12 protein-coding genes are annotated in these 12,439 nt (G+C 43.3%); 4 read left to right on the forward strand and 8 right to left on the reverse strand.

The window, feature by feature from the left end; genetic code table 11:
• The 6 genes from J3P43_RS03390 to J3P43_RS03415 form a co-directional block, all read right to left on the reverse strand.
• The gene (locus tag J3P43_RS03390; RefSeq protein WP_255899025.1) at positions 1-1,251 is read right to left on the reverse strand and encodes an aspartyl protease family protein; all 1,251 of its coding nucleotides are present in this window, start codon (positions 1,249-1,251) and stop codon (positions 1-3) included.
• Between the two features lie 190 nt (positions 1,252-1,441).
• Positions 1,442-3,082, reverse strand: a complete 1,641-nt coding sequence (locus J3P43_RS03395) for a dihydrolipoamide acetyltransferase family protein (protein ID WP_255899028.1) — start codon at positions 3,080-3,082, stop codon at positions 1,442-1,444.
• Positions 3,083-3,111: 29 nt separating this feature from the next.
• Positions 3,112-4,107 carry a pyruvate dehydrogenase (acetyl-transferring) E1 component subunit alpha gene (gene pdhA / locus J3P43_RS03400; RefSeq protein WP_255899031.1) on the reverse strand — a complete coding sequence of 332 codons (996 nt, stop codon included), beginning with the start codon at positions 4,105-4,107 and terminating at the stop codon, positions 3,112-3,114.
• Positions 4,108-4,288: 181 nt separating this feature from the next.
• Complete coding sequence (locus J3P43_RS03405; protein ID WP_255899033.1) at positions 4,289-4,603, reverse strand: YbaB/EbfC family nucleoid-associated protein; 315 nt, start codon at positions 4,601-4,603, stop codon at positions 4,289-4,291.
• Between the two features lie 44 nt (positions 4,604-4,647).
• The gene (locus tag J3P43_RS03410; protein ID WP_255899036.1) at positions 4,648-5,028 is read right to left on the reverse strand and encodes a response regulator; all 381 of its coding nucleotides are present in this window, start codon (positions 5,026-5,028) and stop codon (positions 4,648-4,650) included.
• Positions 5,029-5,232: 204 nt separating this feature from the next.
• The gene (locus tag J3P43_RS03415) at positions 5,233-6,438 is read right to left on the reverse strand and encodes a serine hydrolase domain-containing protein (RefSeq protein WP_255899039.1); all 1,206 of its coding nucleotides are present in this window, start codon (positions 6,436-6,438) and stop codon (positions 5,233-5,235) included.
• Positions 6,439-6,753: 315 nt separating this feature from the next.
• On the opposite strand from J3P43_RS03415, the gene fumC reads away from it, so the two are divergent.
• The 4 genes from fumC to J3P43_RS03435 are packed head-to-tail and all read left to right on the forward strand — an operon-like array spanning position 6,754 to position 9,940.
• Positions 6,754-8,151: a class II fumarate hydratase gene (gene fumC / locus J3P43_RS03420; protein WP_255899041.1), complete on the forward strand. Its 1,398-nt coding sequence runs from the start codon at positions 6,754-6,756 to the stop codon at positions 8,149-8,151.
• Positions 8,152-8,193: 42 nt separating this feature from the next.
• Positions 8,194-8,688, forward strand: a complete 495-nt coding sequence (locus J3P43_RS03425) for a fumarate hydratase (RefSeq protein ID WP_255899044.1) — start codon at positions 8,194-8,196, stop codon at positions 8,686-8,688.
• 2 nt (positions 8,689-8,690) lie between these two features.
• Positions 8,691-9,485 (forward strand): S1/P1 nuclease, encoded by a 795-nt coding sequence (locus J3P43_RS03430; RefSeq protein ID WP_255899046.1) that lies wholly within the window; start codon positions 8,691-8,693, stop codon positions 9,483-9,485.
• A 5-nt stretch (positions 9,486-9,490) separates the two neighbouring features.
• Entirely contained in the window at positions 9,491-9,940 is a 450-nt protein-coding gene (locus tag J3P43_RS03435) for a low molecular weight protein-tyrosine-phosphatase (RefSeq protein ID WP_255899048.1), read from the forward strand.
• A gap of 90 nt (positions 9,941-10,030) precedes the next feature.
• On the opposite strand, the gene J3P43_RS03440 is transcribed toward J3P43_RS03435, so the two are convergent.
• Positions 10,031-11,911 carry a rhamnogalacturonan lyase gene (locus J3P43_RS03440; RefSeq protein ID WP_255899050.1) on the reverse strand — a complete coding sequence of 627 codons (1,881 nt, stop codon included), beginning with the start codon at positions 11,909-11,911 and terminating at the stop codon, positions 10,031-10,033.
• A 203-nt stretch (positions 11,912-12,114) separates the two neighbouring features.
• Positions 12,115-12,432, reverse strand: a complete 318-nt coding sequence (locus J3P43_RS03445; protein WP_255899053.1) for an MmcQ/YjbR family DNA-binding protein — start codon at positions 12,430-12,432, stop codon at positions 12,115-12,117.
• Between the last annotated feature and the right edge of the window lie 7 nt (positions 12,433-12,439).

Raw genomic sequence — 12,439 nt, forward strand, 5'->3', positions numbered from 1 at the left:
TCAGATTCGCCTTTTTAGTGTAAGCACAAAAAATTTATGGTCTTCAGTGTTTGTTGGGATGACCTCGAGAACGATTGTCCTGTCTTCTTTTGATCGGAAAAGGGTGTTTATTTCATCAATGCCTAAGGATTGTACTTCTTTGAAGTTGACAGACAGAATCCGGTCACCTTTTTTAAGGCCGCATTTTTCGGCAGCTGATCCGGGTTCAACTCTGGATACAATGATCGCCTCATAGTTCTCTCCTTCAGTGGTAATTTCCATTCCGCTCATATCGTGTTCAAACGGTTCTCTGAACATATAATTTGGTCTCAGATACATGGTTTCGCGCTGATAGTCAAAAACCACGTTGAAACGTTTCAGTACATTATTTCCAAGATTTCCGTTTCTGCTTATGTTGGTGATTTTAGCCGCAACGTTACTATAGTCGGGGAAGGCGCAAATAACATTTTCCAGGTGAAACCGGCCGAGCTCCAGTTTAGGTATCCGGCTTATAAAACCACTGATCAGACCTGAAAGGCCGACCCCCAGGTTTGCAGCAATATGCGTTTTAGGTGGTGGATAAGGGATTCCACTTTTAGTTTCCATCGACAGGGGATGGCCGGCGCCAGTATCAATAATGAGTTTTACTTTTTCTTTTTTACCGGGCGATAATTCCGCCATCAACTCGACGTACGGTTTGCGGTCTTCTATTGAAATGGGAATTTTAAATCCTTTTCTGGGGATGTAGGCCGTTTCGTGTGCGTAGTAGGTGACAGATTTCGTTGAGTAGTTAATACGGACGATGAAGCTTTGAAATAGCTCATAACCGATTAGACCGTGGATAGGCATCCCCAAAAATGAAGATAAGTTAAAGGGATCATCCTTAAGAATAGCTACAGGCATATCGCCTATGATTGAATTTCCAAGTTCAATTCTTGCCGTTGGATAAATAAGCGCTGTGATTTCGTCGCCCTCACCAATACCGTTGATCTTCACTGTGCGAGGCTGAACCGAGGGGAGCGATTCGACCAGCTTGGGTTCGGTGATCAAAAACAAGCCAACACCCGTGTCGAGCACAAAATTAAAGGGCCCTTTTTGGTTGATAAATACTTCGACAATGACAAGATTTTTAACGAGACGGAAGGACGTACTTTCCTGCTTCCGGCCATACCGAAAGTTAAATTGCGGGTATGCGCTTTGACAGATCAATAGTATGGTCAATACCAATATGGTTTTGTATCCACCAAGATGATCAGGTTTTCTGCGTTTCAACTTAAGGTAATTGATTGTATATCAAGTTACTCATGTTTTATGAATAAATCAATGATAATCGGGGCCAATCAAAAAAGATCTGCAACGGAGATACGCGCTATCAAGATGAGCACAGGAGAGCCCGCAAATTTACGGCAAAAAAAAAGACCTATACAGCTGTATAGGTCTCCTTATGTATAATGTGAGAATATTAAACCAGTAATCTAACCGGTTCTTCGAGTAATGATTTTAATGTTTGAAGGTACGCTGCGGCACTTGCGCCGTCAACTACACGGTGGTCGCCGCTTAGTGTTACTTTCATAACGTTTCCGGGAACAACGGCTCCGTTCTTCACCACCGGGACTTGCTGAATTCCGCTTACTGCTAGTATGGCTGCATTGGGTGCATTTATAATAGCGGTGAATTCGTCTACACCAAACATACCTAAGTTTGAAATAGTAAAGGTTGAACCTTCCATCTCGGCTGGCTGAAGTTTCTTAGATTTAGCTTTTTGAGCAAAGTCTTTCACTTCCAGAGAGATGTGCGATAATGTTTTACCATCTGCAAAACGAACCACGGGTACTACCAGGCCTTCATCAACCGCAACGGCTACACCGATATTTACATGTTCATTCACCCTGATCTTGTCGCCCATCCATGATGAGTTTATGGTTGGATGTTGTTTTAATGCGATAGCGGCAGCCTTAACAACTAAATCGTTGAACGACACTTTTACCGGAGCATAATCGTTGATTTTTTTGCGGGCTTCCATCGCGCTGTCCATATCAATGCTCATTGTAACAAAGATATGAGGGGCAGTAAATAAGCTCTCAGAAAGTCTGCGCGCAATCACTTTACGCATTTGTGTTACCGGTTTTTCGGTAAACTTCTCTTCTCCTATAAATTGAGGGATAGAGATCGGCTGAGGAGCTGCACCGGCTGGTGCTGGTTTATCGCCTGCAGGAGCTGCTGCTGCCGCCGGTTTAGCTGAAGGTGTAAATCCTTCAACGTCTTTCTTAATAATGCGTCCGCCTTCTGCACTTCCCTTAACCTGCGAAAGGTCTATTCCTTTGTCCTGAGCTATTTTCTTCGCCAGAGGAGATGCTTTAATCCTCGAATCAGAGTCGGATGATTTTGCCTCTGGTTCCTCTTTTGAAGGTTCGGATGAAGGTGCTTGTTCTGCTTTTTTCTCTGCAGAAGCTGCGGCAGGTTTTCCACCTTTTAATAGAGGCTGTACGTCTGTTCCTTCTTTACCAACGATGGCGATAATGTCGTTAACTTTTGCCGCCTGGCCTTTTTCTACACCAATGTAAAGTAAAGTTCCTTCTGCGTAGGCAGTAACCTCCATAGTAGCCTTATCGGTTTCTACATCGGCTAAAGTATCGTCGCTTTTTACAGTGTCGCCAACTTTTTTATGCCATTCGGCGATGACGCCTTCGGTCATAGTATCGCTTAAAAGAGGCATCCGGATAACGGTTGCTCCAACAGATTCAGGATCTATTGCTCCGCTTTCTTCTTCGGCACTTGACTCTTGTTTTGCGGGCGCCTCAGATTCTGATTTTGCTGCTTCAGGAGTAGAGTTTCCCCCTTCAAGTAAGGGTTTATAATCTTCACCTTCCGCTCCTAATATCGCAATTACAGAGTCTACAGGAGCAGCAGTGCCTTCCTCTGCACCGATGTATAATAGAGTTCCTTCCTGGAAAGATTCAAAGTCCATTGTGGCTTTATCAGTCTCAACTTCGGCGATTAATTCGCCCGAACTTACTTTATCGCCAACTTTTTTATGCCATTTTGCGATAACACCTTCGGTCATGGTATCGCTCATTTTGGGCATTCGAACAACTTCAGCCATTGCTTATATTTTCAGTTTTTAACAATTATTTAGCTTGTGATGTAAGGATAGTCTTCCTGTACATACACATCTTTGTATAACTCAGCAGCTTCAGGATAAGGAGATTCCTCGGCAAACTTCACCGATTCTTCTACTATTGTCTTCACTTTAGCATCTATTTCGTCGAACCAGGCCTGATCTGCATAGTTATTCTCAACTATCGCTGCCTTAACAACTACAATCGGATCTTTTGCTTTATAGCTTTCAAGCTCCTCTTTGGTGCGGTATTTTGCCGGATCAGACATGGAGTGTCCTTTGTAGCGATATGTGCGCATTTCAAGGAACGTTGGTCCTTCTCCGTTACGTGCGCGTTGCACCGCTTCGTCCATAGCATTGTGTACAGCAACCGGATCCATTCCGTCAACAGGTGCACAAGGCATGTCGAAACCTAAACCAATTTTGTAGATATCTACCATATTAGTGGTACGGGCAACAGAAGTACCCATAGCATAACCGTTATTTTCGCAAATAAAGATTACCGGTAACTTCCATAGCATCGCCATATTGAAGGTCTCGTTTAAGGCACCCTGGCGCACAGCACCATCGCCCATGTAGCATACATTTACATTTTTGGTACCGAGGTACTGTTCTGCGAATGCGATACCTGCGCCTAGTGGAATCTGAGCACCTACGATACCATGTCCGCCAAAGAATTTCTTCTCTTTACTAAACATGTGCATAGAGCCGCCCTTTCCTTTAGAGCAACCGGTTACTTTTCCATATAGCTCAGCCATCACTTCATTGGCCGACATACCTCTCGCTAATGCATGAGCATGATCGCGGTATGTAGTAATCATGGAGTCGTCTGGCGTTAAAACAGACATAGCGCCTGCAAGAACTGCTTCCTGACCAATATATAAGTGACAAAATCCTCTGATTTTTTGTTGTCCGTAAAGCTGACCAGCTTTCTCTTCAAACTTACGAAACAGCAGCATGGATTCGTACCACTGCAAATAAGTATCTTTGGTAATTGGAACTGAACTCATTCGTGTTAATGTGCTTTTTGGCTGGCAAATCTAACCATAAATACTAAGAAAAAGAACATGATTTGCTTTTGTTTTTTAGCAAATTGTCGTGAAAAACTTATCTTTTTTAGAAAGAGAAGCAGATTTTGTCTTTATTCTTCAGGTTTAATAAAAGAAAGGAGGATTTCTTAGTGTTTTTATATCAGCCTTTAAGCAAGTCGCCCAGGCCGCCCAGTCCTCCAAGCATATCCTGACTCATGGCCTGCATTTCGGATTGATGCGCGTTTTCTGCCTGCTCAATCGCTTTGTTTATAGCAACAGCCAGCAACTCTTCAAGTTCTTCTTTGTCGGCAGACGATAAAAAGGTCTGATCAATCTCAATAGCAGTTACGAGTTTATTTCCGTTGGCTGTAACTTTTATTTTTCCGCCTTCCGCTTCACCTATAACCGTTACATTATCGAGGCGCTTTTTTACTTCGGCGGCTTTTTGCTGGACCTGTAATAGTTTGTCGAACATATGATACTTAGTTTAGGAAGAGAACATAACTTTTTTTGAAAAGTTTATATTGTTTTCCGAATGACATCGGGGGTTAGTGGCTTGGAGATGAACCCCTTTACTGAAGCATATGACTGTGAGCGGGAAATGTCTTTTTCGTCAACAGAAGAACTTACAATAAAAATTCGGATATCTTTAATAAGCGTATGCCTGATTTTTTCAAATTTATCCAGAAAATCCCAGCCATCCATAACCGGCATATTGAGGTCGAGCAAGATTACGTCTGGCAGAGCTTCGATCATCTCGCAGTTATCCTGCAGAAATTTTAACCCCTTGCCAGCTTCGGTAAAGCTCACATATTCATCAAAAAGCTGGTGCTTAGAGATCATTATCTGAGCAATGCGCTGATGTATGGGATCGTCGTCAATGATAAAAACTTTACTCATTTATCACAAAGTATAGGTCTGTGTTGATCAAAAAGCTATCCGTAGTTATTGCAGACAGTTTATTAGATCAACAAAATACATTATTTGTTACAAATCAGTGTGTTAAATTTTAACTTAAAATAAAAGATTTGTCAATGCAGCACAAACATAGGAATACTGTTGATAAAAATCAACACGTTGTGGATTTAAATACGCGACCTGCTCTTAGTCATCTGCAGTATCTCCACTACCCGAATAGGCCGACTTGTGAACCACAGGCATATCTACTATCCTGAATAATTCATGCAGTTGCTGCAGGCTTCCGTTAGTGAGATTGGTTAGAAGTACGATTGTCACATCGGTTGTTAAATCACGTAAATAAATATGACGGAACCCATGCCACCATCCGGTATGGTAAACTACATGGTGTTTATCCCCGTTAAAGATTCGCCATCCATAACCGTAGTTAAAATGACCTTTAACGGTTTCGTTGTGGCCGGTATAGGCTGAATCGAGGAGCGCTTTACTTACCAATTTTCCTTTTCGTAAGGCTCGATCGAATAAATAAAGGTCGCGAACAGTACTGTATATTCCTTTATCGCCAACAGGTCCGTCTAAGAAGTTCTGCACCACCGAATACCTCCATGTTCCGCGGTCGTGGCCCACCACTTTTACCGGAATCTTTTCATATTCTGCCTTAGAATAGACGGCTGTGTTTTTCATCCCGGAAGGATCAAATATGTTTTCCTTCATAAATTGGGAGAACTTCATTCCGGAAACCTTCTCTACAATCGCAGCCAGTATCATGTAATTTGAGTTGTTGTAGTGAAATTTCCGGTTGGGAGTGGTGTATGGATTAGGCTTTCGTTCGGCAATGATCCGCATTACATCCTGATTCGTGATTCCGATTTTCTGGTTTCTTTTTTCCTTACGCCAGATTCCGTCTACAAAGTACACATAGTTCATTAAACCCGACCGGTGAGTAAGAAGCATTTTAATGGTGATGCCTTCGTAAGGGAAATCAGGATAGAAATCTTTTACAGTTTGTTCGAGTCTTATTTTACCCTGATCCACGAGCATCAGAACCGCAGTTGCGGTTAACGGTTTGGAGACCGATGCCAGTTCAAATTGATAATCGATCTGTAAGCTATCTCTCCGCAGATAATCTGCCCAACCAAAAGCATTTTGATAAAGTATCTTCCCCTGTTTGGCTACCAGAACGTTTCCGTTAAAATTTCTGTTGCGGTGCAGGTTCTTCATAAAGGCATCAATCCTTTTATCTGCTTTTTCGGGATCATAAAGCATCGCCAGGCTGTCGGCCTTATTATCTTCGGCAGTTCTTACAGTTTTTTTAGTTTCTTTCGATGAGCATGAAGTAATAAAAAATAAAAATGCGAGCGCCTGTATAATAATGAAGAAATGCCTGATCATATATGCCTGGTTAAAATAACACCTTAAAAAAGGGTGGAAATTAAAAATTATTACAAAAGCACAGCGAAAGAGTTTTAAACTTTTCTGTGATGAAATAGCAAGAGTGTAATATCCAGTGCTTTAGCCAAATGAAGGTTTGGCGAAGAATTTTCTGAGGCGTTAAAATAAGTCTGACAGTTTATTCGCACCAAACCATCACGAACCTAACAGCCGACGCGCCGTTTGGAATAAGCTCACGATAGCTTCCCTGCCATTAAAAAACCAATATATTTCAAATGAAAAATCTAAATTTGCGCCATCAAAAAAAATAAAGTCATGACTTTCAGAATAGAGCACGATACGATGGGAGACGTTCAGGTCCCGGCAGATAAATATTGGGGGGCACAGACAGAACGCTCAAGAAATAATTTTAAAATTGGTCCTGAGGCGTCAATGCCAAAGGAAATTATTGAAGCCTTTGCTTATCTTAAAAAGGCGGCCGCATATACTAATACGGATTGCAACGTGCTTGCAGCAGAAAAGCGTGATTTAATTGCGCAGGTTTGTGATGAGATTCTGGAAGGGAAACTTGAGTCTGAATTTCCTTTAGTTATCTGGCAAACAGGGTCGGGAACCCAATCTAATATGAACGTTAATGAGGTAGTAGCCAATCGCGCTCATGTATTGCAGGGGAATAAACTAGGGGAAGGCAAGACCTTTATCCACCCTAATGATGATGTAAACAAATCTCAGTCTTCAAACGATACCTACCCAACCGCTATGCATATAGCTGCTTACAAAATGGTAATGGAAGTAACCATTCCGGGTGTCGAAAAACTCAGAGATACTTTAAAGGCGAAGTCGGAGCAGTTTAAAAGCGTGGTTAAAATTGGCCGTACGCATTTGATGGATGCCACTCCTCTAACCCTTGGACAGGAATTTTCGGGCTACGTGTCCCAACTGGATCATGGCTTAAAAGCGCTGCGTAATACCCTGGATCATTTGTCTGAACTAGCTCTGGGCGGCACTGCAGTAGGAACCGGAATCAACACTCCAAAGGGATATGATATTAAGGTAGCAGAATATATTACCAAATTCACAGGGTTACCGTTCAGAACAGCGGATAACAAATTTGAAGCTCTTGCCGCACACGATGCTCTTGTTGAGTCGCATGGTGCCTTAAAGCAAATCGCGGTTTCTTTAATGAAAATAGGTAATGACATTCGTTTACTGGCTTCGGGTCCGCGGTCTGGCATTGGCGAGATCTATATTCCTGAGAACGAGCCGGGATCATCCATTATGCCCGGCAAGGTTAACCCTACTCAGAACGAAGCCATCACCATGGTTGCGGCCCAGGTAATGGGTAATGATGTGGCCATCACTATTGGCGCATCGAACGGGCATTTCGAATTAAACGTTTTTAAGCCGGTTATTGCAGCCAACTTTTTGCAGTCGGCACGCCTGATCGGTGATGCATGTGTGTCTTTCAACGACCATTGCGCTATAGGTATCGAGCCTAATTATGCTGGTATCAAAAAACATGTAGATAATTCACTGATGCTGGTTACAGCCCTGAACCCTCATATTGGATATGAGAATGCTGCCAAAATAGCTAAGAAAGCGCATAAGGAAGGAACTTCATTACGTGAAGCCGCATTAGAACTTGGCTTGCTTACTAACGAACAGTTCGATCTTTGGGTGAGACCCGAAGATATGATTGGTGGATTAAAATAATGCCCTCTTTCTCCCTCTCACCTGAGGGGGAGACTTAATATTATGCAGATAAAGTGTCTCTTGTTTCTTATTGTTTGTTCCGCGCTTGCCTCATGTAAGTTTAATCCGAATTACCAGGGGCGGGGTGCAGACTATCTGCAGGGAATTTGGGAAGAAGAATCTGTTCCTTACCAGGATAGCCTTATTCAGTATACAAGACATAGTTTCAGGTTTAGCTGCGATTCTGTGTACATCCAGATGGAGACTAAGGCTAAAGCGAATTATAATCCCGACAGCTGTTTTAACAAAGGCACCTGGAAAGAATATGCCAAAGGTAACTATGTGTTTAAAAACGATACTCTGTACATCCTTAGCACCTTTACCAAAGCTGATTATAAACAAAAGTTATCGGGATGTTACCGTATAGGTCAGTATTTGCCCACCTTTGTAGTTAAGGAAAGAGACGAAAACAAGCTCGAATTACAAGGCTTACAACAGCATATTCCTTTAACCTTGAAGCTAAAGGAGCGAACTACCTGTATTCCTAAACCTCTTTAGGTATGAAAAATACATATAAACTAATTACTGCATTTTTTCTGTTCTCAGTACTTGGTCAGCAAGCCATGGCCTGGGGTGTTCTGGGGCATCGCATTGTGGGCGAAATTGCAGACAGCCATTTAAAATCGAAAACCCGGAAAGAGATTAAAAAAATCCTGGGAAACGAATCGGTGGCCATGTCAAGCAACTGGATGGATTTTATTAAGTCGGATAATTCGTTTAGATATCTGGGCAACTGGCATTATGTAAACTTTCAACACGGGTTAAATTATACCCAGGTGGATGAATACCTGAAGAGGGATACCAGCACGAACATATACACCAAAATAAAATTTGTTAGCGGGGAACTGAGAAAAAAACAGCTTCCGCTTGAGATGAAACGGATGTATTTGCGCATATTAATTCATTTGGTGGGCGATGTGCATCAGCCGATGCATTGCGGCAGGGCCGAAGATCAGGGCGGAAATGAAATTAAGGTAACCTGGTTCAACAAGCCGGTAAATTTGCATAGCCTTTGGGATTCTGAATTAATAGAGTTTCAGCAGTTAAGCTACACGGAATTTGCCAGGGCGATAAATTACCCAAGTGTTTCGGAACGGAAGACCTGGCAGCAGGATGATCTGACTACATGGGTCTTTGAATCGTACAAGTTGAGCGACGAGCTTTATAAGGAAGCAGAAATGAATACAAAATATAGTTACCGGTATAACTTTGACCATATAAAAACCCTTGAACAGCAGTTGCTGAAAGGAGGGGTCAGACTTGCCGGATTGTTAAATCAAATCTTTAGTACTTAATAGATATGAAGATTTTAATGGTTTGCCTGGGCAATATTTGCCGGTCGCCTCTTGCACATGGAATTATGGAGAACCTGGTGAAAGAGAAAGGGTTGCATTGGGAGATAGATTCTGCAGGTACTGGCGATTGGCATATTGGTTCGCCGCCGGACAAACGCTCGATTGCCGTTGCTAATGCGTATGGTATTGACATCTCTGGTCAGTGCTGCAGACAGTTTCAAGTAGCAGATTTCGATAAGTTCGACCGGATATTTGTGATGGATCGAATGAACCTGAGGGATGTTCTCGCTCATGCGAGAAGAGAATCTGATAGAGAAAAGGTGAGATTGTTACTCGATACAGAAATGGTTCCAGACCCATATTATGAAGACGATCAATTTGATGCAGTTTTTAAAATGATTGAAAAGGGCTGCAGAAATATTATTGAAGAAGAATTGAGCCGCCGGGTGCGGTAGCTCGTGTCTGAAGTCAGTTCTGAAATGGTCAAGCTAAAAGCCAGACTGCGGTTATTTCTCGTGCAGTCTGGCTTTTGTATTTCTGTTTGGCTATTTTTTAGAGGCTTTCGTCGGTTTCGTTAACACAATATCGGGTCTTGGCGCTTTTTTCATGTCCTCACCCAGATAAAAACTTAGATGCGGAGGCTGATTATAAGCCACATTTTGCCAGGCTATACTTAGCCTGTATTGGGGGTCGTGCATCAGTGTATACAGGCGATGGCTTGTTGGAATAGTAGTGGTGTAGAGACGTAATTCGTTAGGGCTGTTGGCGAAAATGATTTCTTCCCTCCAATCACCCAGGAGATCTGCCATCAGGTTTGGATTTCTGAAACGGGCTCCTGCTCCCTCCTGGGCATTAAAAATGGTGCCTGTTCTGTATTTTTCGACTTTGCTGCCACTCAAAATTTCACGGGTCAGATCGCCATCCCACCATATCACAAAGCCGCTTGAGCTTGGCGAAGGACCAATTTTCTCACCTTTCATATTGTGCAGCCCGTCAGAACCTGACCACCACATTTCGGCGCCTGGATTATCTGCGTCAATGTTTTCTGCTACGCCTCTTCCCACATCCGTATCAATTGCACCTTTAAAATAAACTTCGCCGGTACGGGCGTTATAAACCGCCACGCCGGGGCCGGCATCTTTAACATATCCGGAGTCGCCTTTTGAATGATCTTCAATTTCATGAGGGCCAAAAACTTCGAGGCCAGGCTTTGTAGGGTCGAGATCGCTTACATGCAAAGCATCTCCGTGCCGAAAGCCGGTAGAAAACAAACCCTTGCCGTTATCGTCTACCACCATCGCGCCGTACACAATTTCGTCTTTACCATCATCATCCACATCGGCAACCGTCAGGTTGTGATTTCCCTGACCTGAAAAAGGGTTCTTGCCATCCTTAGTATCGAATACCCAACGTGAAGTAAGCTTTCCGTTTCTGTAATCCCAGGCCGCCAGCACGGTTCTGCCATAATATCCACGGCACATTACCACACTTGGAAGTTTGCCATCCAGGTAGGCTGCACAGGCCAGAAAGCGGTCTACCCTGTTCCCACTGTTGTCGGTGCCACCATTTCCGCCCGGGCCGCCCCAGCCATCAGTAGGATATCGTGAAGGGATATAAGCCGTAGTGGCCATCGCTGCGCCTGTTTCACCGTTGAATATGGTAAAGAATTCTGGTCCGTCAAGCACCTTGCCCAGCGTTCGAGCTTCTTTACTTCTGTAATCTTTAGTAGAATCGCCAATCACTTTTCCTTTACCGTCAATTGTTCCGTCTGCGGTTTTCATGGCTACTTCGGCTTTGCCGTCGCCATCCATGTCAATGGCAATAAACTGGGTGTAATGTTCGCCTTCGCGGATATTCCTGCCAAGATTAATGGTCCAAAGTAAAGTTCCGTCTAGTTTATATGCCTGTAAAACAGGTTTGTCTGTCAGGCCGTTAAAAGAGTTATCAAGTCCTTTCCCCACCTGGTGAAGCACCAGTTCATATTGGCCGTCGCCATCAAGGTCGGCAGCAGAGGCGTCGTGAGGCCTGTAGCCTGCTGGCGTTTGAAGTGGAATGGAGAGAAATTGTTGTACCGGCGCATTGGCAGGTAAAATGAATGGCTTACTGTCACCGGTTTCCTTCCCGTTTACAATTGCCTTTATTGTATACGTAGTGATCTGGCTTAAATCAGCTTTGGTGTCTATGAAGTTAGTGCCCGCCGTCATCGGTTGCGAGTTTAGCTTCACAGCCTTGCCACTGCCTGTTGTCCGATAGATATTAAAGGGCAGATTCGTTGGTTCTGTACCCAACAAACGCCAGCTGATAAACACAGAATCGGGCTTATGCCTGACGGCTATAACACCACGGTCGAGACCTTCCATAACACGTTGGCCAAAAAGGGAGGTACTGAGGAAAATAAAGAGCAGGTACAGCACTTGCTTTCTCATGATTTTTAAGTTTAGGTGACAGTCAAAAATTGGTCGTATCGCGGGTTTGGTTTAACCCGAGGAGCTTTATAGCGGCCTGAAGTAAAGTTGGTGTTTAGAAATCAGAGTTGCAATCGCGTTATGGTAAAATATCGATTACAAGGAGAGCTATCAATGCTTGTAAGGTTAGCGGAAAAGATGCTCTTTGATCAGCCCTAAGATGATCACCTGGGTTTGATTACATCCATATAGGCGATATTCAGCGCGTCCCGAACTAATTCTTCAGGTAGGTTCTTCAATTCGAAAGTAGTCCAGCCCTGAAGTCCCCACTTGTTGGGAACGGCATAAACGGCGCTTTTCCCAATCGCGCAGAATACAGACTGTTCTACAACAGGTAATTTGATATTGGCCGATTCGACTGACTCCTGAAGCGTAGCAAAAATCCTTTTCCCATCAACTTTAAAAGCAATTCTGTCGAAATGTGGATGGGTAATCGTTCCTGGGAAGGAGAGAGCCAGGTTTTTAAAATCGTTTAAATTCATAATATCT

The organism is Paradesertivirga mongoliensis (genome assembly GCF_024436395.1).
GTDB lineage: Bacteria > Bacteroidota > Bacteroidia > Sphingobacteriales > Sphingobacteriaceae > Paradesertivirga > Paradesertivirga mongoliensis.